The following is a 24,444-nucleotide window of genomic DNA, read 5'->3' on the forward strand; positions in this document are numbered from 1 at the left end:
CTCCCTAAAAGTAATTCGTGCCTGTGAATATGAAATTCTGGACAAAGGCACAGGTTTTATGCTACAATGGTTGCAAGCAAAATTGATTTGCTACTTCAATATTATTGATAAAATCACTCTTTGTCAATATCTATTTCAAAATTTTTTTATTTTTTCTGGAATTTGCATAGAAAACCTTTGGAGAGTTGTTAGTTTATGGTTGTTAGTTGCGCTCTCCAATGAGAAACGGAGGACTTTTTTCATGTCAAAGCATTACGCCGTCATCGGCCACCCCATCGGACACACCATGTCGCCCTTCATTCACAAGCGTCTTTTTGAGCTTGCGGGAGTCGACGCGGACTACACTCAGCTCGATATCGCGCCCGAGAGCTTAGAGAAAGAATTTCATCAGTCGCTCGCAAAGCTCGACGGCTACAATATCACTATTCCCCACAAGCAGAGCATTATTCCCTTCCTCGACGAGCTCGACGAAAAGGCGAAGATGTACGGCAGCGTGAACACAGTCCTCAACCGCGGCGGCAAAACAAAGGGCTTCACCACCGACCCCGACGGCTTTCTCAAGGCTATCGACGCGGCTGGTATAAAGCTCGACGGCAGGATAATGATTCTCGGCTGCGGCGGTGTTGCGCGCACAATGGCATACGAAATCGCGCTGATGGGCAAGCCGTTTGAGTTCGCAGTACGCAGAGAGAGCGTTGGCAAGGCAGGCCTGCTCTGTCTTGATATCACGCGCAAAATCCCCGACGCTCAGGTCAGCTTCGGACTTATCGACCAGATCATCGGCACCGTCGACGTGCTGATAAACGCCACTCCCGTCGGAATGTACCCCAAATGCGACGAGCAGCCGATCCACAACTGCGCGATCGGCAGGTGCGCGAATGTCTTTGACGCGATCTACAATCCGTACGAAACAGCCCTCGTCAAGCGTGCAAAGGCAAACGGCTCAAGGGCTGAGGGCGGTATGTCCATGCTCGTGTGGCAGGCAGTCGTCGCGCATGAGCACTGGGACGGCTCGACATATGAAAAGGCGGATATCGACAGGCTGTGCGAGGACGCCGCGAAGGAGCTTCTGGGAAGGTAAATCATGAACAATATAGTATTATGCGGCTTCATGGGCTGCGGCAAGTCCACAGTCGGCAGGAACCTCGCGCGCAAGACGGGCAAGAGATTCGTCGACATGGACGCTTATATAGAGAAAAAGACAGGCAAAACGATCTCCGAAATCTTCACCGATCAGGGAGAGGACGGCTTCCGCGACATCGAGCACGAGGTCTGTCTGGAGCTTGCGGATAAAAGCAACCTGATCATCGCGACGGGCGGCGGCGCGCTGACCTTTGAGCGCAACGTAAGGGTTTTCAAGGGAAAGGACATTATCGTGCTGCTCGACGTGCCGCTCGAAAGGATACGTTACCGCCTGCGCAACGACAAGGTGCGGCCGCTTTTGCAGCGACCCGATAAGAACAAGGCGATGACCGAGCTGTACAACAAGCGTTATCCGCTGTACAAGGCGGCGTCCGACGTCACCGTCAAGGGCAAAAACACCCCGATCCAGACTACGCGCGCGGTGATGGACGCGGTGCGTCACTTTTCTCTTGACTACAGCGATTTAAAGTGATAAAATATGACACGGGTATATTAGGATAAAATACAGAAGGGAATCTCAATTATGATCATTGTACTCAAGCCGTCGGTAACCCCCGAGCAGGTTATCGGCTTCACCACCAAGCTCACCACAGATTACGGAGTAAACGTAAACCGCTGGGACGGCGTTCATTCCACCGTCCTCGGCTTAATCGGCGATACAACTCAGGTCGATATCGAATACATCGAGGCTCAGGACATCGTCGAGAGCGTCCGCCGCGTCCAGGAGCCGTACAAAAAGGCAAACAGAAAGTTCCACCCCGAGAACACGGTCATTAAAATCAACAACGAGGTGTCTATCGGCGACGGCAGCCTGCACATCATGGCAGGACCCTGCTCCGTTGAGAGCGAGGAACAGATCGTTCAGATCGCGAAGGACGTAAAGAAATCGGGCGCAACCCTGCTCAGAGGCGGCGCGTTCAAGCCCCGTACCTCACCCTACGCGTTCCAAGGACTTAAATCCGAGGGTCTTGACCTGCTAAAGGCGGCGAGAAAGGCGACTGGACTGCCCATCGTCACCGAAATCATGCGCACCTCGCACATAGATATGTTTGAGAACGTCGACATCATTCAGGTCGGCGCGAGAAATATGCAGAACTTCGAGCTGCTCAAGGAGCTCGGCAAGATTGACAAGCCCATTCTGCTCAAGAGAGGCCTTTCCGCGACGATTGAGGAATGGCTGATGAGCGCGGAATACATCATGGCAGGCGGCAACTCAAAGGTAATGCTCTGCGAGAGAGGTATCCGCACATATGAAACCTACACCCGCAACACCCTCGACGTATCGGCAATCCCGATTATCAAGAAGCTCTCTCATCTGCCCGTAATCGTCGACCCGAGCCACGCCTCGGGCAAGAGCTGGCTGGTTGAGCCGCTCGCTATGGCGGCAGTCGCTGCAGGCGCGGACGGACTGATTATCGAGGTACACAACGATCCGCCTCACGCACTCTCGGACGGCGCGCAGTCGCTCACACCCGAGAAGTTCGACAAGGTGGCAAAGAAGGTATTCGCGCTGAAGGAGGCGCTTTCCAACACATGAATATAGCAGTAATCGGTCTGGGAATCATCGGCGGCAGCTTCTGCAAGGCGATAAAGTCCCACACCGACCACTATGTTATCGGAATCAACCGCACGTATGAAACGGCACGTCAGGCTCTCGACGAGGGCGCGATTGACGAGATTGGTACGCCCGAAGGTCTTGACAAGGCAGACGTTATCATTCTCTGTATGTACCCGCAGGCGTGCGTGGACTATATCCGCGAAAACGGAAAATATATTCGAAAAGGCGCGATAGTCACCGACTCGTCGGGCATCAAGCGCGCGATCTGTCCGCAGCTCAAGGCTCTGTCCGAAGAATACGGCTTTGTCTTTGTCGGCAGCCACCCGATGGCAGGCAAGGAAAAGAACGGCTACGCGGTGAGCGACGGCACCCTCTACGAGGGCGCGAGCTTCATCATCACACCCTGCGGTGCGGACGACAAGAGCGTCAGAACTCTCTCGGAACTCGCGCTCGAGATTGGCTTCGGCAGAGTGACCCTCTCCGACCCCGATGAGCACGACAGAATGATAGCCTTCACCTCGCAGCTGCCCCACGTACTCGCCTGCGCCTATGTGCTCAGCCCGTGCTGCCCGAACCACAAGGGCTTTTCGGCAGGCAGCTACCGCGACGTGTCGCGCGTGGCGAACATCAACTCAAAGCTCTGGAGCGAGCTGTTTCTGGAGAACCGCGAGCCGCTGCTAGAGGAGATTGAGGAGCTGAACAAAAACCTCGGCGAGCTATACCACGCGATAAAGCGCGGCGACCGCGAAGGCCTCGCAAACCTGCTCGAGGAAGGCCACAGGGTCAAGCAGGAATTAGGAGAATAACCATGAGAACCGTTCACGTCAGTACGGGCAAGCCGTACGATATATTTATAGAAAGAGGACTCCTCGACAAGGCGGGAGAGTACGCCAAAAGCCTTTCCTCCGCCACCCGCGCCGTCCTCATAACCGACACAAACGTCGCGCCGCTCTACAAATGGCGCGTGCTCAACTCGCTCTCTGCCGCGGGCTTTGAGGTCGCGACTCACGTCTTTCAGGCGGGCGAAGAGAGCAAGCACCTCGGCACGATCGCCGAGATGTACAAGACCCTCGCTGACTCAGGCATGACGCGCAAGGACATGATCGTCGCTCTCGGCGGCGGCGTCTGCGGCGACATGGCAGGCTTTGCGGCGGCGACGTATCTTCGCGGCATCGACTTCATGCAGATACCCACCTCTCTGCTCGCGCAGGTAGATTCCTCCGTCGGCGGCAAGACGGGCGTAGATCTGCCCCAGGGCAAGAACCTCGTCGGCGCGTTCCACCAGCCGATAGCCGTTCTGATCGACCCCGACACCCTCAACACCCTGCCCGACCGGTTCATCACCGACGGCATGGGCGAGGTCATCAAGTACGGCTGCATCAAAGACGCGAAGTTCTTTGAGTTTCTGGAAAATGAAAACGCCCTTGAGCACATCGAGGACGTGATAGAAACCTGCGTTTCGATAAAGCGCGACGTCGTCAGCCGCGACGAGCACGAAAAAGGCGAGAGAATGCTCCTGAACTTCGGCCACACCCTCGGCCACGCGATCGAGAAGCTATACGACTTCTCGGGTATCTCGCACGGAATGGCTGTAGCCGTCGGCATGGTCATGCTCGCGAAGGCAGGCGAAAAACAGGGCATTACGACAGAGGGCACCGCGGACAGGATCGCCGCTCTCTGCAAGAAGTACAGCCTGCCCACTAAGGAGAGCTTCGGCTTTGAGGAGCTTGCGAACGCTGCGCGTTCCGACAAGAAATCCGCGGGTGACTCGATAAGCCTTGTCCTGCTCAGAGAAATCGGCGACAGCTTTACCCGGAAGGTAGAGCTCGACGGACTCGAAGATTTCATCGCAACCGAATAACGAGGTAAGAATATGAACGTAACCATGAAGCCGTTTCAGGCGAACGGCACAGTTTTTGCACCGCCGTCAAAGAGCGACGCTCACCGCGCGATAATCTGCGCGGCTCTGTCCGGCGGCGTATGCACCATCGCGCCGATTGCCCTATCGGATGATATCCGCGCGACAATCGGCTGCGTTGAGGCTCTCGGCGCGGCCTCTAAAATCGAAAACAAGACGCTCACCATCGACGGCACGGGCGTTTTTTCCAATAAGGCAGCGACCCTCGACTGCGGCGAAAGCGGCTCTACTCTGCGCTTTATGATTCCCGTCGCGGCGGCAGGCGGCGTTGAGGCGACCTTCCTCGGCCGCGGCAGACTTCCCGAAAGGCCGATCGGCGTTTACACCGAGGCTCTCCCCGGGAAGGGCGTGACGGTAGATACAGAGGGCGGACTTCCGCTGAAAATCAGCGGTCAGCTAAAGAGCGGCGTTTACCGCGTACCGGGCAGCGTCAGCTCGCAGTTTATCACCGGTCTGCTGTTCGCGCTTCCGCTGCTCAAAGGCGACAGCGACATTATCCTCACCTCGCCGATTCAGAGCGCGGGGTACATCAACATGACTATCCGCACGATGGCGAAGTTCGGCGTTGAGGTCGATATCCTCGACAACGGCTGGCATATCCGCGGCAGACAGCACTACGTACCCTCGGACTACACCACCGACGGCGACTGGTCACAGGCGGCGTTTTTCCTCGTTGCGGGCGCGGTTTCGGGCGACGTTGAGGTGCTGAACGCGAACATCGACTCCGCACAGGGAGACAGGCGAATCGCGGCGCTTCTGCGCGAATTCGGCGCTGAGGTTATCCAGGACGGCGACAGGCTGCGCGTCAAAAGGTCACCAATGACAGCTATCGACATAGACGCGTCGCAGATTCCCGACCTCATACCCGTACTCGCGGTCTGCGCGTGCTTTGCAAACGGAGTGACGAGAATCACGAACGCCGAACGCCTGCGCATCAAGGAAAGCGACAGGCTCAAAACCACGGCGCAGCTTATAAATTCCCTCGGCGGCAAGGTTAAGGAGCTTGCCGACGGACTCGAAATCACGGGCGTCGGCAAGCTCTACGGCGGCTTTGCTGAGGGCTGCGGCGACCACAGAATAGTGATGTCGGCTGCGGTCTGCGCATCTGGCGCAGCTGAGAAAATCAAGTGCACCGACGCTATGAGTATAAACAAGAGCTACCCTGATTTCTTCGAGGATTACGCGAAAATCGGCGGCACTGCTGAACTTTCGGAGGTATAAGATGTCCTCTGCATATGGAGATAAAATAAAAATTTCAGTATTCGGCGAGAGCCACGGCGGCGGAATCGGCGTTGTGATCGACGGATTGCCCGCGGGCGAGAAGATCGACCTCGACGCGGTGCTCGCGCAGATGGCGCGCCGCGCACCCGGCAAGGACAAGACCGCCACTCCGCGCAAGGAGAGCGACCTGCCCAATATTCTCTCGGGAATCCTCGGCGACACCCTCACGGGCGCGCCGCTGTGCGCGGTTATTGAAAATACAAATACGCGCTCGTCGGACTACGGCAACCTGCTCGCTATGCCGCGTCCTGCCCACAGTGACTACACGGCGTATGTAAAGTACAAGGGCGCGAACGATATCCGCGGCGGCGGCCACTTTTCGGGCAGGATCACAGCTCCGATTGTTTTCGCAGGCGCGGTCTGCCGCCAGCTCTTAGAGAAGCGCGGCGTAAAGATTGCCGCACACATCGCTTCGATCGGCTCTGTCAGCGACAGCCGCTTCTGCCCTACGGAGATCGACGACGAGCTGATGAACCGTCTCAGCCTTTCGTCCTTCGCGCTGATCGACAGGAGCGTCGAAAAAAATATGCGCGATGAGGTTGAAGCGGCAAGACTCGAGCAGGACAGTATCGGCGGCAGCATCGAATGTGCCGTGACGGGTATGCCTGTCGGAGTTGGCGAGCCGATGTTTGACGGCGTTGAAGGTGCGATAGCAAAGGCAGTGTTCGGCGTGCCCGCGGTCAAGGGCATCGAGTTCGGCGCGGGCTTTGAGCTTGCGAAAATGCGCGGCTCACAGGCAAACGACCCCTTCCGCATGAAGGACGGCAAGGTCGTCACCGAAACGAACAACTGCGGCGGAATCCTCGGCGGCATCTCAGACGGAATGCCGATCATCTTCCGCGCGGCGATAAAGCCCACCCCGTCAATCTCGCAGAAGCAGCGCACTGTCAATTTGCAGACGGGCGAAAACGCGGAGCTTGAGATCCGCGGCAGACACGATCCGTGCATCGTGCCGCGAGCCGTATCGGTCATCGAGGCAGCGACGGCGATCGCGCTGATAAATCTATTTTAACGGAGCCGGATATGAGAAACTTAGAAGAGATCCGCGTCGACATTGACGCGATTGACAAGGAGCTGATCGAGCTCTTCAAGCGGCGCATGAACTGCGCCAAGGAGGTCGGGCTTTACAAGCAGGCAAACGGCATTCCCGTCCTCAACCGTCAGCGCGAGGAAGAGATCCTCGACCGCATCCAGCAGATGGGCGGCGAGTACGGAGCCTACGCGCGGCTTTTATACGGAAACATCATGGAGCTTTCGCGCTCACTGCAGCACAACATGGTGCACAGCGGCGAGGCGCTGAGAGCGGAGATACTGAGCGCGTCGGACAAGCTCGAAACAAAGAACGTGACTGTCGCCTATCAGGGCATCAAGGGCGCGAATTCGCACGAGGCGGCTCTCAAGCTCTTCCCCGAGGCACAGCTTAGCAACTACCCCTCCTTTGACGACGTATTCGAGGCGGTCGACAACGGCGAGGTCAGCTACGGCGTGCTTCCCGTCGAGAACTCCACCGCGGGCTCTGTGTCGGCGGTGTACGACCTGATACTGAAGCACCGCTTCTTTATCATCGGCGCGCTCGACATGAAAATCGACTACTGCCTCGGCGGTCTGCGCCAGTCAGAGCTTGAGGACATCGAAATCGTCCGCTCTCACCCGCAGGCGCTCTCACAGTGCGCGTCATACATCGGCAGGCACGGCTTTGAGGCTCAGTCCTGCGCCAATACGGCATTGGCAGCACAGGACGTTGCGCGCGAAAAGCGTCTGAACATGGCGGCGATCTGCCCGTACAAGGCAGCTGAGGAATACGGTCTGAAAATCCTCGACAACCACCTCCAGGACGACAAGCGCAACACCACACGCTTTATCGTTATTTCAAAGACGCTCTGCATTCCCGAAAACGCCAACAAGATCAGCCTTTGCTTCTCACTTCCGCACGTTGAGGGCTCGCTCTACGGACTGCTGTGCCGCTTCAATTCGCTCGGACTCAACCTGACCAAAATCGAATCCCGTCCGAGCGCTGAGAGAAAGTTCGAGTACATCTTCTACCTCGACTTCACGGGCAGCGTCCGCGACAACAGCGTGATCGACCTGCTATCTCAGCTCAGCGAGGAAATGCCTGATTTCAGCTTTCTCGGCAACTACTGCGAATAGACCTGCCCAGAACCAAAACCGAGGTGATGCTATGACAAACGAAACAAAGGACGCGATCAAAACAACCTTTATGGAGCTGCTCAACCGCAAGCCGCTCAACAAGATCACCGTCAAGGAGATCGTCAGCGGCTGCGGCATCAACCGCAACACCTTTTACTACCACTACACAGATATACGAACGCTGGTGGAGGAGATTTTTGACGAGCAGTCAAGCTACATTCTCCGCACTGTCGAGGGCAAGAGCGTCTATGAGTGCCTGACAACCGCGATCAGCTTCGCTCTCGAGAACAAGTCAGCGATGCTGCACATCTACAACTCACCCGACCGCGAGGTGCTCGAGCAGTACATTTTCCGTTCCACAGAGCAAACGATTTCGCGTTATATACGAATCGTCACCCAGCCTCACCATCTGCGCCCAGAGGACGAGGAAGCCATCGTGCTCTACTACAAGAGCCTTCTCACGGGACTTGCGGTCGACTGGTTGAGCGGCGGCATGAAGTACGACCTCAGCGACAAGCTCAAGCGCGTCTGCGAGCTGTTTGACGGCACGCTTGAGAGCGTCATCATAAAGTGCAGAATAATGTGAAACCCGACAGCCTTGTCGGGCTTTTCTTTTGGCTGAAACTTGCAATATCACCGCCGCTGTGATACAATAAGAGTTGTAACAAAAAGGAGATGGACGAAATGAAACAATGTGAATACTGCGGCAAGGAGATATCCTACCACGAGCTGTACTGCTCTGACGACTGCCAGATCAAGGCTAACCGCTTCTACGAGAGAAGTGAGAAGTTCTCGAAGCCCTTTACGGTAGTCAACACCGCGTGCGTATTCGGAATCCCCGTCGGACTCTTCCTCATGTCCTTCCTCAAGCTCCTCGGCACAGTCGTCGCCTCGGGAAGCTGTATCGTTCTCGGACTTATGCTGCTGATTTTCCCGTTGCCGACAGAGGGCATGATCAAAAAATATAAAATTATAAAAGCGGTAAAAATCGTCAGAATTCTCGGAATCGCCGTAATCGTGCTCGGACTTTTCATCGCGGGCTTGCTTGCAATTCTCGGCTTCTGATTTTTTGAATAATCGCGTATCCTCCGCGCATAATAATTTTGCGGCATTGTATACTAATTCCTGATAGAAAGCAGACTAGGATTTGCAAGGATTTTTTTGCAAGACGAGGACACAACGAAGTATTGCGAAAAAAGACCGCAAAGACTGTCCGCTTTTTAATTGGTATTAGTATTAGGCCCAAAAGGAGGAAAGAAAATGCTTGACAGAATCGCGCTCGCACTGCTGATCATCGGCGGCCTCAACTGGGGCAGCATCGGCATATTTCAGTTCGACCTCGTCGGCTTCATCGGCGGCGGTCAGAGCGGAGTGGTGAGCAGAATCATCTATATTCTCGTGGCTCTCGCGGCAATCTGGTGCGTCACACTCTTTTTCCGCGACGCAAGGGATACCTTTTTTGACGAGCCGACACACTCGGCAACTTAAATTAACAGACTGCGACAAACTCAATGGTTTGCCGCAGTCTGATTTTTTTCAACAGAAAACGGCGGCCCGAATCCGAGCCGCCGTCGTTATTAAATATCAAATCACATCATTTTGCCGCAGTTTTCAGAGTGAGTTTTATTGTCTACCGCGTAGTACTGGATCGCGGTAACGTCCTTGATGTTAACGCTGCCGTCGTTGTTCGTGTCAGCCGCCTTCAAAGCCTTGCCGCTGAGCTGAACCATCTCAACGATGTGCTTCTGGATCTCTGTTGCGTCAACTACGTTGACCTTGCCGTCCTGATTGGCGTCGCCGATAAGCACCTTGTCCGTAACGGGCACGGTGGTGGGAGCCTGAGTAGTAGTCTGAATCGTGGGAGCCTGTGTGGTAGGCTGCTCAGCGTCCTCGTAGACAGTCCATGTGCCGTTGTCATAGATGTAGTTGTTGCCGGGAACAGTGAGGTTGCCTGTCTGACCGTTCTGGTTGAAGATACACATGTCGTATTCCTTCGGGAAGGTCGCCTTGAAGATGTTATCCTTGTACTTGGTCATGGCAACGCCGGGCCACTGTTTGGGGCCGCTGTCGGTTTTGCTGCTCCAGTAGTAGATATTCGGAGAGCTGTAGCCGAGGCTTGCGGCGTTTACGTAAACAGTAACAGAGTTGTTGGGATCCTCGGTGGGCTTTGGGTCAACGTGCTCGCCGTTGTAGGGAGTCCAGCTGTTGCCCGCCTTGAAGATCATGTTGGTTTCATTGATTTCAAGACCCTTCGCGCCGTTACCGGGGTATCTGCCGTTGTCGCCGCTGAAGATTACAAGACCCTTAGTCAGTTCGTCGGGCACGTCGTAGCTGTACAGACCGGTAGAGCTGTCGTATTCCATAGCCTCGCCCGGCCATGCGGCGTTCTTGATAACGTCGGAGCCGCTCTCGTCGTAGACATATGCCTTGATATTGCCCCAGTTGAGCTGAGAGTCGTCAAAGTAAATCGTAGTAACCTCGTCGGGATCCTTCTTCTTGAAGGAGAAGGACTTGCTGAGTGTTTCTACGGAGTTTGTCGCGGTCATTGTTACCTCAAATACGGTACCCTTTTCAATGCCTGCGCCGATTTCGAAGGTCTGGCCGTTTGTTACGCGGAACTCAGCGCCGCCGTTTACTGAAACCATAGCGTAGTCCGCGCCGCGGATAGCTGCGGTAACGGTTTCGCTGTCATAGAAGCCGTATGCACCCTTGAGGCTCATGCTGATCGTGGACTGCGGGCCGGAGATAAGGATAACGCCCTGCTTGCCCGAATTAAAGGTAGCCTTGCCGTTTGTAACAACAGCGGTAGTGCCGTCGTATTCGTTGGTTACGGTTTTGCCGTTGCCGAATACAGAGGAAACGTCGACCGCGATCTGAGAATTCGCGGGAGCGCCGATACAGCAGACAACGCTGTCGGTAACATTGTCGTCCATGTAGGAACGGGAGAAGGTGTAGCCTGTTGAAGAATTGTACGCGGAAATCATTGAGTGGCTGCCCGCGCCTACAGCGACGTGGTTGGCACGGAACTTGCCGACCTTCTGCCAGTGAGCGAGGAGGTCTGCGTTCTGACCGAAGTTCATGTCGCTTCTTACAGCGTGGCCGTCGCCGCCTACGGATACGCCCGAAACAAGCGGACGCGAGGTCTCATCGCCGTAGAAAATCTGAATGCCGCCGGGCAGGAGCTGGAAAGCCGTACCCTGCCAGTAGAGATTCTGTCTCACAAGACCTGTATCGTGAGAGGAGAGGTATGTAAGCATGTTGTAGTTGGGATCGCTGTTGATATCGCCTGCGTACTTGGAGTACATTCCCTCCATTGTCTCGGGGCCGCCGAGACCGCCGGGATTGGCAGATACCGAGCCTGTGATCGAGAAGTTGATCATTGAGTCAAACGCGCCGCTGGTAAAGTAGCCGTCCTTGCCGAGGCCGTGACCCCAGTGCTCGCCTGTCATCCAGAAGTCCTCGTCCCAGTTTGCGCCTTCAGCGGAGGGATTGTTCTGTCTCCATTTTTTGAGCGCCGCAACGCACTTGTTCTTGAGCTTGACCCATGAATCCATTTCAACGTGCTTTGCGGTGTCGCAGCGGAAGCCGTCGACGCCGTACTCCTCTACCCACTCTGCAAGCCATGTGGTGAGATAATCGTTGACCCTGCCGCTGCTGCCGTACTTGCTGAGCTTCTGGCTGAGGGTGCCTTCCTTCTGCCACTTTGTCTGCAGGAAGGTCGGAATGGAAACGGTCTCGGTGGACTCTGTGCGGAAGTCGGGAAGACCAGCGAGCATACCTGTTACTTCGCCGCCGCCCTTTTCATATCCGGGCAGACCCGAGCGGATCCACTTGGGACCCCACCATTTGCCCCAGTCGCTGGCGCTTGACTCATAGTCGATGCATGAGTGGAAGTCGTTAGCGTCGGTCAGGCGGTACTTATACTTGTCATAGCCTGATTTGAGAGTACCGTAGCCGTATGCCTCCATGTCAAGCAGGTTGTTGTAGCCCGCGTGGTTCATAACGATATCCATGACTACACGGATACCGTGCTTGTGCGCGGTGTCAACCATGGTCTTGAACTCAGCCTTTGTACCGAAGTTCGCGTCGGTCTCGGTGTAGTCAAGCACATAGTAGCCGTGGTAGGAATAGTGTGCGAAATGCGCGGGGCTGGTATCTCCGCCGGAGGTAACGTAGCCGTGGATCTGCTCATAGGGAGCGGAGATCCAAATAGCGTTAACGCCCATGTCGTCGAAGTAGCCCTCGTTGATTTTCTTTGTGATACCCGCGAAGTCGCCGCCGTGGAAGGTACCGGGAGCTGTGTTCCAGCCCGAGAGAGGCTGACCGTTAGCGTCCAGGGTTCTTCCGTAGGAGTGGTCGTTCGAGGTGTTTCCGTTATAGAAACGGTCGGTTAAGAGAAAGTAGCAGTTGACGTTATCCCATGTGAAATCGTCAGCACTTTCAATGGAGCTCTTGCCCACCTTATCCGTATCAACGGTGACCGCGTTCGCCGGAATCGCAAACACGATCGCGCTGAGCAGCAAGGCAAGACAGAGCATGATCGAGATAGTTTTCTTGTGCATTTCAAAACTTCCTTTCCATAAAAAATTACTTCTAAATGTGCGATTTCTCCCGTATTTGAAAAAAAAGCGGGAGCGGAATAGCTCTTACTCCAAAAGCTTATTTATCCCTATTTTAATTATATAAAAATATAGCGATTAATCAAGTGTGCATTTTGACAAATAACAATAGTAATTTTTATAACTAATGACGAAAAGGCTATTTTTACCAAAGAGAAAAAGCAGGGACAAGCCCTGCTTCCTCTGCAAATATATTAAATTAATACCCCATAAGCGTTTATTACCAGCGACCGCCGCCCGAGCTGCTCTGTCCTAGGGTTGCGGAGGTGCCGCCGCTGATCGTGCCGCCCTCAGTGTAGCCGTAGGAGTCGAAGGTGCCGCTCGTGAGGGTGATGTAGTCAGCCGCGTTCAGACCCTTGCCGCCGCCCGAAAGGTTCAGCGTCGCCTTGTCGACCGTGAGATAACCCTCGCTCTCAATGCCGTCGCCCTGAGCGTTGACGGTGATGTTGATGTTCTTGCCGTCGAGGGTGATGTAGTCGTTGGCGTGGAGTCCGTCCTTGACGGCTGTGATGTTCATAACGCCGTTCTCGATCACGATGTCGTCCGAGGACGAGATACCGTGCTTGTAGCTTATGGATTAAATTTGCTTCTTTTTTATCGTGATTAAAGTGTAGTCAATAAAACTTAAAAAATTCTTAAAAAAATAATAAAAAGAATAAAAAAAAGAAAGACCCGAAATTTCAGGTCTTTCCGTAATCTCATCAAAGGGTTTGCAGGTAATCCGCAGCTTCGCCGAGGTAGTCGCCCTCGAACGCCTCAGCCTGACCCGCGTCAGCCTTTGCGGCAAGGTCGGGATCGATCGGGAGCTTTGCGAGCACGCGCGTGTTGTACTTCGCGGCGATCTCGTCGATATGGCTGTCGCCGAACACGGAGTGTTTCTTGCCGCAGTCGGGACAAACAAAGTAGCTCATGTTCTCGACCAGACCGAGCAGCGGAACCTTCATCATCTCAGCCATCTTTACCGCCTTTTCGACAATCATCGAAACGAGCTCCTGAGGCGAAGCCACAACGATAATACCGTCGAGAGGCAGGCTCTGGAACACGGTCAGCGGAATGTCGCCTGTTCCGGGCGGCATATCGACGAACATATAGTCAACGTCGTTCCAGACAACGTCCGTCCAGAACTGCTTTAGGGTGCCGACGATCATCGGAGAACGCCAGACAACGGGGTCGGTTTCCTCCTTGAGCAGAAGATTGATCGACATAAGCTCGATGCCTGTCTCGGTAACGGCAGGCAGAATGCCGAGGTCGCTGCCCTTGGCTCTCTCGTGAATGCCGAACGCCTTCGGGATAGACGGACCCGTGATATCCGCGTCCAGGATCGCGGTCTTGAGCCCTCTGCGGTTCATTGTGACCGCGAGCTGCGAGGTCACCATACTCTTGCCTACGCCGCCCTTGCCCGAAACAACGCCGATAACGTGTTTTACGGAGCTGTACTGATTAAGCGGCTCGTGTAAATCCTGCTCGCCGCCGCAGCTCTGGCTGCAATTGCTGCAATCATGATTGCATCCCATTTTCTCTTCCTCATTTCATAAATAGTAATACCGCTATTCTTTGCGGCCTTAAATTATATTGTACCACATTTATATATCAATAACAAGACCTTTCGCGCGCAAAAAGAAAAGGCGGACAACCTGTCCGCCCAAAAATACCGAATTATTCCTCTGTTTCCATCTCGGCAGTATCTGCTTCGTCCTCAGCCGCTTCCTCTGCCGCCTCAAGGGTTTCCTCGGCGGTTTCAACGGTTTCCTCTGTGTTTCCGATAATGTCAGCCTCTACGCCGCCCTCGAGAACCTCGGGTGAAGCCTCCTCATTATCCTCCGAAGCGAGCTCAAAGCCGCTGAAGAAGGTGTAGGGAATGCCGTAGCCGAAAGCGATAGCCGCGAGCGCTGTGATAACGCTGACGGTGCCGCTGTTGCCCGCGAAGATGTTGTTAAGGGGCATGAACTTTGCGACAGACGCGATCATGATGTAGAGTGAGGGCAGAACCATCACAATAAGAGTAACGGGTGAGAAACGCTTTACGGGCTTGCCGTCGCCGACTCTGGTCGCGTAGAATACGAGCAGACCGAACACCGCGTAAATGCAAATGTTGATAATCGTGCCGAGAGTGGCGTCGAGATTAGCGGTGAACTGGGTGAAGAAATGCGCGCAAACGATGAACGCGAGAATCAGAAAAGCGGAAAAGAAAAGATTAACGGTTTCTTTTTTATCGGGTTTTCTCAAAATAAATACCTCCAAATATCAAATTCAGTAATATTGTAACACATTACTATGATAAATGCAAGTATAAATACACGCGCGCAAAAAAGGCAATGACCAAGCATTGCTCAATCATTGCCTTTTGGATTTAAGTTAGGATACGGAAAACCGTGTCGGAAAATTATTCTCCAGCAGGTACTGGTTCCTCAGCTGCGAAGAAGAATCTGGCGACGCCGCCGTTGCCGTAAGCGTCCATATTGGTGGTATCGAATTGCATGGTAAGCTTGCCGGGCTCCTGAATATCAATAATGATATTGTCGCCGTTCAGCTTCAATTCGAGTGAATTGCCGACTTCAACTTCTTTGGTTTCGCCTGCGCCGAAGTTGAATGTCCAGCTGCCGTTCACGCAGAACTTAGCCTGAAGCTGACCGTCCTCGACATCTTCAAATAAAATCTCATAAACGCCTTTCGAAACCTCGGTCATCTTATTGGTAGAGGGATTCCAAGCTTCGCCGTAAACGTTCGCGTCGTTACCGGTGACATACATAGTCTCGATCACGTCGGGAGAGAAGTTCATGATTTCGACGTTCTCGCCTTCTACGGTGATAGTCTCGGTCGCGGGATCAAACTTGATGGTAACATCGCAAGCCTCGGTCACCTTGATGACGTAGTTGCCGGTGCCCCAGCCATAGCTGGGATTCCAGCTGTGATTCGTAACGACCTTGAAGGAAATATCCTGCGCCTGTACATCATTATAGGTGATGCTGTAAACGCCGTCCTCCCCCTTGGTCATGTCATTAGCGGTGTTGGTGGGATCCCAACCGCTGCCGAATACATCAGCTGAATCGCCTGCGACGCCATAAGTAACCTCGGTTACAGGCTCGGTTGTGGGAGCCTCAGTTGTGGGCTCTACGGGCTCAGTTGTGGGAGCCTCGGTTGTGGGCTCTACGGTTGTGGGCTCTTCTGTGGTGGGTTCGGGAGCGCCTTCGATAGCTACAGTGATCTTAGCGCCGGTCTTCTTGATGGTATCCCAGCCTGTGATGTCAAGGCGGAGAGTTACGTCGAAGTACTCTTCCTCGGACTCATAGTTGAGGAGAGCGTTGCCGCCGTTGTAAGCAGCCTCCATGGGAGTGTTGTAAACAACGTCTGTTGCAAGACCCCAGTTGATGTCCCAGCCGCCGTTAGCAGCGAACTTGAACTGATACTCTGTGTTGGTGTCGCATTCCTCGAAGGTGATCTCGTATACGCCCTCGGAAACCTCGGTCATCTTGTTCTCTGCAGCTGCGGGATCCCAGGTAATACCGTTAAGGAAGTTGCCCTGGCCGTTACCGACTGCAGCGATGGAATCGATCTTGTATACGGGCGGAATCACGCTCGGACCGGTTACGGCGATCTCGCCGGTCTCGGGGTTGTAGGTAACTGTTACGTCACAGTCAGCGTTGAGCATGAAGTCATAGTTGAGGTCTGTGCCGTCCATGCCGTGCCATACAGCGTTAGCGGGGTCGCCGCCGACGAACTGAACAACCTTAACCTGATAGAGAGCGCCTTCCTCAGCAGCAACCTCGGGAACAACTACGGAATAAACGCCGTCCTCACCCTTTGTCATAACATATGACGCGGGATCGGGTGACCAACCGGTCTCTACAAAGTTTGAAGAACCTGCGAGAACGTAGATGTCCTCAGCAGCGGGCTCGGTGGTGGGAGCTTCTGTTGTGGGAGCCTCGGTTGTGGGCGCCTCAGTTGTGGGAGCCTCGGTTGTGGGAGCCTCAGTTGTGGGCTCTTCTGTGGTGGGTTCGGGAGCGCCTTCGATAGCTACAGTGATCTTAGCGCCGGTCTTCTTGATGGTATCCCAGCCTGTGATATCGAGGCGGAGAGTTACGTCGAAGTACTCTTCCTCGGACTCATAGTTGAGGAGAGCGTTGCCGCCGTTGTAAGCAGCCTCCATGGGAGTGTTGTAAACAACGTCTGTTGCAAGACCCCAGTTGATGTCCCAGCCGCCGTTAGCAGCGAACTTGAACTGATACTCTGTGTTGGTATCGCATTCCTCATAGGTGATCTCGTATACGCCCTCGGAAACCTCGGTCATCTTGTTGCTCTCGTCAGCGGGATCCCAGACAATGCCGTTAAGGAAGTTGCCCTGGCCGCCGCCGACAGCAGTGATGGAGTCGATCTTGTATACGGGCGGAATTACGGTGTCGCCCTTAACAGCGATCTCGGCTGTTTCGGGGTTGTAGGTTACGGTTACGGTACCGTCAGCGTTGAGCATGAAGTCATAGTTGAGGTCTGTGCCGTCCATGCCGTGCCATACAGCGTTAGCGGGGTCGCCGCCGACGAACTGAACAACCTTAACCTGATAGAGAGCGCCTTCCTCAGCAGCTACATTGGGAACGTCTGCGGAATAAACGCCGTCCTCACCCTTTGTCATAACGTATGACGCGGGATCGGGCGACCAACCGTTCTCAACAAAGTTGGAAGAACCTGCGAGAACGTAGATATCCTCGCCTGCGGGCTCGGTGGTGGTAGCGGGCTCGGTGGTGGGAGCCTCGGTGGGTTCCTGAGTCGTGGGAGCCTCAGTTGTGGGCTCTGCGGGCTCAGTTGTTGTGGGAGCCTCGGTTGTGGGCTCTGCGGTTGTGGGTTCTGCGTGAGCAATGATAAGCTGAGTGAAAGTAGCATCCATAATGTCGATAGTGCCATTTCCGTCAACATCAGCCGCTGCAAGATCATAAGTGCCGTTTTCGAATTTCGCAACAGTACCTGCGTCTTTGGCTACGTATAACTGGATCAGGGTAACATCAGTGATTTCTACTCTGCCGTTCTTGTCAACATCGCCCTTGAGTGTGTCGCCCTCAGTCGCAAACGCGCTGACGGATGACAGGCATGCAAAGCAAGACAGTGTCAAAACAACAGCGAGAAGCAGGCTGATGAGCTTTCTAGATTTTCTCATTTGTTTTGTTCCTCCTTTATAAATTTGAACATATTAATGAACAGTATAATTATAACAAAATGCGATTCATTTTGCAATAACTTTTATCATAATTTTTTAAGTTTCTTGACAAAAAAACAGAAGCGAACCACATTCGCTTCTGTATGTATGATGGTTTTTAGTTATTTCGTCAGTGTGCAAAGAGCTTAAAAATTCTCAGAAGTCCGCTTTTTTCCTCAGCTTTTGCCAGTCCGAGGAAGCTTTTTTTGCCGTCGAGAACCCTCAGTACAGCGCCGTCGGGCGGCGGATTATTTCTCAGTTTTGTGCGCGAAATATCGAGCGCACCGCCGTTTGAGAACCGCTTTGCCTGAGCGTCTGACACAATAATTTCCGGAAATGTCACGAACAGGCTCTCAACGGGTCTGAGTATTTCATCGGTTCTGCCGCTCTCTGTCAGCTCTCTGAGCGCGTCGAGGGTGACGCAGTCCGGCAGACCGAAGCCGCAGGCGCGTGTGCGTCTGAGAGAGGTCATAGCGGCGCAGGCTCCGAGCTTTTTGCCGATGTCGTCGATGAGCGAGCGGACATAGGTGCCCTTTGAGCACTCTATTTCGAGCACACCGCTCTGTTTTTCTATATTAAATGAAACGAGACTGAGCCTGTAAACCGTCACGGGTCTTGCCTCGCGCTCAACCTCGACTCCCTGTCTTGCGAGGTCGTACAGGCGCTGACCGTTCTTTTTTATCGCAGAATACATCGGCGGCACCTGCATGATGTCGCCGCGAAAGCTCTCCATCGCGCGCAGGACTTCTTCCTCCGACACGTCGGTTTGTACCCGTTCAAGGACTTCTCCCCAGATATCGAGGGTGTCGGTGCGAATGCCGAGCTGAAATCCCGCGGTGTACCCCTTGTCGTGGTCGGGCAGGATATCCTGTGCCTTTGTCGCGGAACCGAGCAGCACGGGCAGTACTCCCGTGGCGTTCGGGTCAAGGGTGCCGGTGTGGCCTGTCTTGCGCTGACCCGTGAGCTTACGCACGACGGCGATAACGTCGAACGAGGTGAAGCCCTCGGGCTTGTCGATCACAAGTACGCCGTTCACAGCAGCTCCTCCGCCGTTTCGCGCAGCTTAGCCGTAACCTCAGCGAGAGTGCCCTTTATACGGCAGCCCGCAGCCGCCGCATGACCGCCGCCGCCGAAGCGCGCGCAGAACTGAGCCGCGTTTACGAGCCTCTCGTTTGCGCGTACGGAGATCTTGAATACATTCGGCTCCTTCTCGCGCATGGTGATGCCGATTTCAACGCCCTCGATCTGGCGCGGGATCGACGCGAGACCCTCTAGCTCGTCGTCGTTCACCCCTGCCTTTTTCATCATATCCTGAGTTACCGCGATGATCGCGCAGCGGTCGCCGGCGCAGTAGGTCAGAGAATTGTATGCCTCGCGCTCGATCAGGAGCTTCTTCTTTGTCTTGGTGTCGAACATGACCTTGTTGATCGCGGGAGCGTCGGCGCCGAGGTCGAGCAGCTCCGCCGCGATACGCAGGGTTTTGCTCGTGGTGTTGCTGTACTTAAAGCAGCCCGTGTCCGTTGCAACGCCCGTGTAGATGCATGCCGCGGTGTCAGCGTCGATCGGAACGCCCATCTCCGCGAACAGCTCAAAGAGTATCTCGCAGTTTGACGAGGCGTGCGGGTCGACGCACTTCAAGGGCGCGTCTACTCTGTTTATCTCGTGGTGGTCGATGCAGAGGTCGATTTTGCCGAGGTACTTCTCCCTGTTTGAGCCGAGGAGCTTTTCGTCGGCGACGTCTACGCTGACGACGGTCTGAGTGTCAAAGCTCTGCTCTTCGAGTCCTTGCGCAAGGAAAACGAAGTCCTTGGGCAGCCTTGTGGTGATGACCCTAGCGTTTTTGCCGAGCTGACGGAGAACCCTGCAAAGCGCGTAGCCGCTGCCGAGGGTGTCGCCGTCGGGGTAGTCGTGGGTCAGAATATCGTAGTTGTCGTGCGACAGCAGGAAATCCGCCGCAGCACGCATTGTATCATTCATCGTCCTCGTCCTCGCTTTCGGGGACGTCTGATTGGATATCGAGCGAGCTGAGAATGCGGCTGATATTGGCGCTGTACTCAATGCTGTCCGTCGCCGTGAAGATCAGCTCAGGCACATGGCGCAGCTTGAGGCGGTGACCCAGCTCGCGGCGAACGAAGCCCGACGCGGATTTCAGACCCTTTACGGCTTCCTTGGCGCGGTCAAGACCCTCGATGGCGCTGACGTGGACGGTGCAGTAGGAAAGATCGTTTGTCACCTCGACGCGCACGATAGAGAGGAACGCTGAGCTTACGCGCGGATCCTTGAGCTCGCGGAAAATCGCGGTGAGCTCGCGCTTGATATCTTCGGTTGTTCTTTCAATTCTGTGACTTGCCATATTGTCCTCATTTATTTATTGCCGCCTAGCAATCGTCCGCGCACTCAGCGCGGACGTATCAGGCGAGATTAATCTCTGTATTCTTCTATAGTATAGACCTCGAACATATCGTTCTCCTTGAGGTCGTTGAACTTCTCGAGTCCGATACCGCACTCGTAGCCCTCGTTGACTTCCTTAACGGCGTCCTTGAAGCGCTGGAGCGAGCCGATAGCGTCGTCCGCGATAACGATACCGTCGCGGATAACCCTTACCTTGGCGCCGCGCTGGATCTTGCCGCTCTTGACATAGGAGCCCGCGATGGTGCCGACGGACTTGATCTTGATGACGTTGCGGCACTCAGCCATACCGAGGACGACCTCTCTGGTCTTGGGAGCGAGCATACCCTTCATCGCAGCCTCGATCTCGTTGATGCAGTCGTAGATTACGCTGTAGAGACGCATGTCAACGCCCGAACGCTCGGCATTTGCGGAAGCGACGGCGTCGGGACGGACGTTGAAGCCTACGATGATAGCGCCGGAAGCGTCTGCGAGCATTACGTCGCTCTCGTTGATAGCGCCGACCGCGCCGTGGATAACGTTGACGCGGACTTCCTCGTTGCTGAGCTTCTCGAGGGACTGCTTTACAGCCTCGACAGAGCCCTGAACGTCAGCCTTGACGATGATCTGCAGCTCCTTGACCTCGCCGAGCTTGAGCTGGTCAAAGAGGTTGTCGAGAGTGACCTTGGTCTGCGCGTTGAAGATCTCTTCCTTCTTCTCGGACTTTCTCTGCTCGACAAGGGTTCTCGCAAGGCGCTCGTCTGAAACGGCGTCGAAGGTGTCGCCGCCGAGCGGAACCTCGTCAAGACCCGTGATCTCAACGGGAACGGAAGGACCTGCCTCCTGAACTCTCTCGCCCTTGTCGTTCATCATAACGCGGACGCGGCCTACGCTGGTGCCCGCGATGATGATGTCGCCCTTGTGGAGCGTACCGTTCTGAACGAGGACTGTCGCAACGGGACCTCTGCCCTTGTCAAGACGCGCCTCGATGACAGTACCCTTGGCGGCACGGTCGGGATTCGCGCGCAGCTCCTTCATCTCGGCGACGAGGGCTACCATCTCGAGCAGGTCGTCAAGACCCATCTTTGTCTTTGCGGAAACGGGAATGCAGGGTGTGTCGCCGCCCCATTCCTCGGGAACGAGCTCATACTCTGTGAGCTGCTGCTTTACCTGCTCGGGGTTCGCGCCGTCCTTATCCATCTTATTGATAGCGACGATGACGGAAACTCCCGCCGCCTTCGCGTGGTTGATAGCCTCAACGGTCTGGGGCATGATACCGTCGTCCGCCGCTACGACGAGGATAGCGATATCCGTTACCTGAGCGCCTCTCGCGCGCATGGTGGTGAACGCCTCGTGACCGGGTGTGTCGAGGAAGGTGATCGGCTTGCCGTCGATCTGAACTCTGTACGCACCGATGTGCTGTGTAATGCCGCCGGCTTCGCCCGCGGTTACGTTTGCGTGGCGGATAGCGTCGAGGATAGAGGTCTTGCCGTGGTCGACGTGACCCATAACTACGACTACGGGCGCTCTGCCGACGAGATTTGCCTCGTCGTCCTCGCTGTCGTCGATCAGCTTCTCCTCGATCGTGACGACGACCTCCTTCTCAACCTTCGCGTGGAACTCCATCGCAATGAGAGAAGCGGTGTCGAAGTCGATTGTATCTGTAGCGGTGACCATGGTGCCCATGAGGAACGCCTTCTTTACGACCTCGGCGACGGTCGCCTTTAGTCTGAGGGCGAGCTCGTTTACGGTGATCTCGTCGGGGATCTCAACGGTGATGGGCTTCTGCTTGCGCTCCATCGCGATTCTCTTCAGACGCTCTGCCTCTGTCTCGCGCTTGCCCTGACGTCTGCCGCGCTGTTTCTGTGTCCTGTTAGAGAACTTCTGCTTCTTGGTGGTGTGGTCGCGGTCTGTGCTGCGCGACTTTGAGGTGTCGCTCGCGAGGTCGTCATACTTGGAGTTGTATCTCTCTACGTCTACGTTCGTCTGACGGGTGTCGATGACCTTGCGCTTGCGCTGCTTTGACTGTGCAGGCTTATCCTCAGTCTTTTCCTCGGGCTTGTCGGCCTTCTTGTCCTGAGCGTCAGCCTTGCCCTCTGTCTTGGCAGCCTTCTTCTCGGGCTCGGGCTTGTCGAGCTTCGCGTTGCGCGCCTCGAAATACTTGTCAAAGTTCGGCACCGAGTTCTCGCGGGTCACAACGTCGATAATAACGTCGATCTCGCTCTCGGTCAGAGACATCATTGTCTTTTTGGTTACACCGCAATATTTCTCGAGGATCTCTGTAATCTTCTTATTTTGTACGCCCAAATCATTCGCTATATCCTTCACCTTGTATTTTATCATCTAATTCTCCTCCCTATTGTTCTTCGTTCAAAATCAGTTCGCGCAGCCTGTCTGCAAAGCCCTTGTCCTCGACGGAAAGCACTCCGCTGAGCCTTCCGAGGGAAATACTGAGCTCTTCCTTGCTCCTGTGCACGCACATCGCGTCCACTCCGCGGCTCTGAGCCGTTTTGAGCACCTTTTTCAGGCTGTTGTGAGAAACGTCGTCCGCGTAGAGAACCAGCCGTGACTTGCCCTCAACAAGCGAATCAATGGCGGTTTCCGCGCCGATGACGAGCTTCCTCGCGCGCCGGCATATGCCTAAAAATGAAAGTAATTTATCCATAATATATATAATTGAAAATGTAAAATGGAAAGTGGAAAATTAAGGGTCGCTTCGCTCCGGATTATATATTCGTGCGCGGGCTTACCCGACGATAATTTTCAAATTTCAACTTTCCGATAATTCCTTTTCCATCTCGTCGTACACCTCGTCGGGAATCTGACAGCTCAGCGAACGCTCAAACCTTCTCGCCTTGCGCGCAAGACTGAAGCACTCCGCGCTGCGGCACACATACGCTCCTCTTCCCGACTTCTTTCCCGTCAGGTCGAGCGATACGCCGCCCGCGTCAATCAGACTTCCGTCCCCGGCTCTCCTCTCGGGAGCTTTCACGACTCTTATCAGCTCGCGCTTCGGCTTCATCTCGCCGCAGCCCGTGCACTTTCTGAGCGGTACCTTTTTCATTATTCCTCAACCGCTTCTTCTATCTCAACGGCAGCCTCAGCCTCGGTCACTTCCTCCGCGGCAGGCTCTTCGTCGTCCTCGTCCTCACCGTAGAAGCCGCTCTGCGGACGGATATCGATCTTCCAGCCTGTCAGCTTGGCGGCAAGGCGTGCGTTCTGACCCTTGTTGCCGATAGCGAGCGAGAGCTGGCCGTCGGGTACGGTAGCCTTGCAGCTCTTCTTTTCCTCGTCGACGATCTCTACCTTTGTGACTGTCGCGGGAGAAAGCGCCGCGGAGATGTACTTCTCGGGCTCGTCGCTGTACTCGATAATATCGATCTTCTCGCCGCCGAGCTCAGCGACAATGCGGTTTACGCGCGCACCCTTCTGACCGATGCAGGCGCCGATAGCGTCGACGTCGGGGTTGGAGCTGGTGACAGCCATCTTTGTGCGGGAGCCCGCCTCGCGGGATACGGATTTGATCTCGACGATAGAGTCGAAGATTTCGGGAACCTCCTGCTCAAAGAGCCTTCTGACAAAGCCGGGGTAACTTCTCGAAATAATAGCGTGAGGGCCTTTTTCGTTGTCCTTTACGTCGGCTATATAAACCTTCACGTGGTCGCCTTCCTTGAGGTTCTCGCAGCCGATCTGCTCGCTCTTGGGGAGCATAGCCTCGCTCTTGCCGATCTTGATCGTTGCGATGCCGCTCTTGGGATCGATCCTCTCGACGGTGGCGGTAACGATCTCGCCGAGCTTGCTCTGGAACTCAAGCAGGCTCTGACCCTTCTCACCGGCGCGGATACCCTGACGGATAACGTTGCGCGCTGCGGAGATCGCGATTCTGCCGAGCTTCTTGGGGTCGAGCGGGACCTCGATCTCGTCGCCGATCTCGAATTTCTTTCTCTTGTTGATCTTCTGGGCTTCTTCTAAGCTTACCTCGTAGCTGGGGTCGAAAACCTCGTCTACGACGGTCTTTTTGAGCTTGACGTCGAAGGAGTTCTTCTCGGGGTCAGCCTTGAAGATAACGTCCTCGTTGCCGTCGAAGTAGTTTTTGCAGGCAATAGTGATCGCCTTCTCGATCTGCATGAGCATATAGTCCATCGGAATGTCTTTTTCTTTTTCAAACATTCTCAGTGCTTCGAATAATTCCTTGTTCGTCATT

At 54.8% G+C, this 24,444-nt stretch carries 23 protein-coding genes; 11 read left to right on the top strand and 12 right to left on the bottom strand.

Annotated elements, in window-relative coordinates:
* The first annotated feature begins 241 nt into the window (after positions 1-241).
* The 11 genes from AB1I49_RS11565 (at position 242) to AB1I49_RS11615 (ending at position 9,536) form a co-directional block, all read left to right on the top strand.
* The gene (locus tag AB1I49_RS11565; protein ID WP_186833215.1) at positions 242-1,081 is read left to right on the top strand and encodes a shikimate dehydrogenase family protein; all 840 of its coding nucleotides are present in this window, start codon (positions 242-244) and stop codon (positions 1,079-1,081) included.
* A gap of 3 nt (positions 1,082-1,084) precedes the next feature.
* Positions 1,085-1,615, top strand: a complete 531-nt coding sequence (locus AB1I49_RS11570) for a shikimate kinase (RefSeq protein WP_186833214.1) — start codon at positions 1,085-1,087, stop codon at positions 1,613-1,615.
* A gap of 51 nt (positions 1,616-1,666) precedes the next feature.
* Complete coding sequence (gene aroF, locus AB1I49_RS11575) at positions 1,667-2,680, top strand: 3-deoxy-7-phosphoheptulonate synthase (RefSeq protein ID WP_186833213.1); 1,014 nt, start codon at positions 1,667-1,669, stop codon at positions 2,678-2,680.
* A complete protein-coding gene (locus tag AB1I49_RS11580) occupies positions 2,677-3,507 on the top strand; it encodes a prephenate dehydrogenase (protein ID WP_407721058.1) in 831 nt (276 codons plus the stop codon). The genes aroF and AB1I49_RS11580 overlap by 4 nt, the downstream gene beginning before the upstream one ends.
* Positions 3,508-3,509: 2 nt before the next feature.
* Positions 3,510-4,562 (top strand): 3-dehydroquinate synthase, encoded by a 1,053-nt coding sequence (gene aroB / locus AB1I49_RS11585; protein ID WP_186833211.1) that lies wholly within the window; start codon positions 3,510-3,512, stop codon positions 4,560-4,562.
* 12 nt (positions 4,563-4,574) lie between these two features.
* Complete coding sequence (aroA, locus tag AB1I49_RS11590) at positions 4,575-5,840, top strand: 3-phosphoshikimate 1-carboxyvinyltransferase (RefSeq protein WP_407721059.1); 1,266 nt, start codon at positions 4,575-4,577, stop codon at positions 5,838-5,840.
* 1 nt (position 5,841) lies between these two features.
* The gene (gene aroC, locus AB1I49_RS11595) at positions 5,842-6,912 is read left to right on the top strand and encodes a chorismate synthase (RefSeq protein WP_316609041.1); all 1,071 of its coding nucleotides are present in this window, start codon (positions 5,842-5,844) and stop codon (positions 6,910-6,912) included.
* Positions 6,913-6,923: 11 nt separating this feature from the next.
* Positions 6,924-8,048, top strand: a complete 1,125-nt coding sequence (gene pheA / locus AB1I49_RS11600) for a prephenate dehydratase (RefSeq protein WP_316609040.1) — start codon at positions 6,924-6,926, stop codon at positions 8,046-8,048.
* Positions 8,049-8,079: 31 nt separating this feature from the next.
* On the top strand, positions 8,080-8,634 hold the full coding sequence (locus AB1I49_RS11605) for a TetR/AcrR family transcriptional regulator (protein WP_407721060.1): 555 nt from the start codon (positions 8,080-8,082) through the stop codon (positions 8,632-8,634).
* A 98-nt stretch (positions 8,635-8,732) separates the two neighbouring features.
* On the top strand, positions 8,733-9,113 hold the full coding sequence (locus AB1I49_RS11610; protein ID WP_405318511.1) for a hypothetical protein: 381 nt from the start codon (positions 8,733-8,735) through the stop codon (positions 9,111-9,113).
* A 195-nt stretch (positions 9,114-9,308) separates the two neighbouring features.
* Positions 9,309-9,536: a DUF378 domain-containing protein gene (locus AB1I49_RS11615; RefSeq protein WP_186833205.1), complete on the top strand. Its 228-nt coding sequence runs from the start codon at positions 9,309-9,311 to the stop codon at positions 9,534-9,536.
* Positions 9,537-9,637: 101 nt separating this feature from the next.
* On the opposite strand, the gene AB1I49_RS11620 is transcribed toward AB1I49_RS11615, so the two are convergent.
* The 12 genes from AB1I49_RS11620 to nusA all read right to left on the bottom strand — a co-directional run bounded on the left by AB1I49_RS11620 (position 9,638) and on the right by nusA (position 24,443).
* Positions 9,638-12,610 (bottom strand): alpha-amylase family glycosyl hydrolase, encoded by a 2,973-nt coding sequence (locus AB1I49_RS11620; RefSeq protein ID WP_407721062.1) that lies wholly within the window; start codon positions 12,608-12,610, stop codon positions 9,638-9,640.
* A 277-nt stretch (positions 12,611-12,887) separates the two neighbouring features.
* Complete coding sequence (locus tag AB1I49_RS11625; RefSeq protein ID WP_407721683.1) at positions 12,888-13,241, bottom strand: carbohydrate-binding domain-containing protein; 354 nt, start codon at positions 13,239-13,241, stop codon at positions 12,888-12,890.
* 127 nt (positions 13,242-13,368) lie between these two features.
* Positions 13,369-14,181: a P-loop NTPase gene (locus AB1I49_RS11630; RefSeq protein ID WP_186833202.1), complete on the bottom strand. Its 813-nt coding sequence runs from the start codon at positions 14,179-14,181 to the stop codon at positions 13,369-13,371.
* 142 nt (positions 14,182-14,323) lie between these two features.
* A complete protein-coding gene (locus AB1I49_RS11635; RefSeq protein WP_407721063.1) occupies positions 14,324-14,893 on the bottom strand; it encodes a hypothetical protein in 570 nt (189 codons plus the stop codon).
* A 157-nt stretch (positions 14,894-15,050) separates the two neighbouring features.
* Positions 15,051-17,813 (bottom strand): pullulanase X25 domain-containing protein, encoded by a 2,763-nt coding sequence (locus AB1I49_RS11640; RefSeq protein ID WP_407721064.1) that lies wholly within the window; start codon positions 17,811-17,813, stop codon positions 15,051-15,053.
* Between the two features lie 169 nt (positions 17,814-17,982).
* The gene (truB, locus tag AB1I49_RS11645; RefSeq protein ID WP_407721065.1) at positions 17,983-18,888 is read right to left on the bottom strand and encodes a tRNA pseudouridine(55) synthase TruB; all 906 of its coding nucleotides are present in this window, start codon (positions 18,886-18,888) and stop codon (positions 17,983-17,985) included.
* Complete coding sequence (locus AB1I49_RS11650) at positions 18,885-19,829, bottom strand: DHH family phosphoesterase (protein ID WP_316610502.1); 945 nt, start codon at positions 19,827-19,829, stop codon at positions 18,885-18,887. Before AB1I49_RS11650 ends, truB begins: the two co-directional genes overlap by 4 nt.
* Positions 19,822-20,205: a 30S ribosome-binding factor RbfA gene (rbfA, locus tag AB1I49_RS11655; RefSeq protein WP_316610504.1), complete on the bottom strand. Its 384-nt coding sequence runs from the start codon at positions 20,203-20,205 to the stop codon at positions 19,822-19,824. The genes AB1I49_RS11650 and rbfA overlap by 8 nt, the downstream gene beginning before the upstream one ends.
* Positions 20,206-20,273: 68 nt before the next feature.
* Positions 20,274-22,583, bottom strand: coding sequence for a translation initiation factor IF-2 (gene infB, locus AB1I49_RS11660; protein ID WP_407721066.1), 2,310 nt, complete (start codon positions 22,581-22,583; stop codon positions 20,274-20,276).
* Between the two features lie 13 nt (positions 22,584-22,596).
* Positions 22,597-22,905, bottom strand: a complete 309-nt coding sequence (locus AB1I49_RS11665; RefSeq protein WP_316610508.1) for a L7Ae/L30e/S12e/Gadd45 family ribosomal protein — start codon at positions 22,903-22,905, stop codon at positions 22,597-22,599.
* A 105-nt stretch (positions 22,906-23,010) separates the two neighbouring features.
* Entirely contained in the window at positions 23,011-23,304 is a 294-nt protein-coding gene (rnpM, locus tag AB1I49_RS11670; RefSeq protein ID WP_316610509.1) for an RNase P modulator RnpM, read from the bottom strand.
* Positions 23,304-24,443, bottom strand: a complete 1,140-nt coding sequence (gene nusA, locus AB1I49_RS11675) for a transcription termination factor NusA (protein WP_407721067.1) — start codon at positions 24,441-24,443, stop codon at positions 23,304-23,306. Before nusA ends, rnpM begins: the two co-directional genes overlap by 1 nt.
* Position 24,444: the final 1 nt, after the last annotated feature.

The sequence above is a fragment of the Ruminococcus sp. NATIVEDY160 genome (assembly GCF_045819885.1).
GTDB lineage: Bacteria > Bacillota > Clostridia > Oscillospirales > Acutalibacteraceae > Ruminococcoides.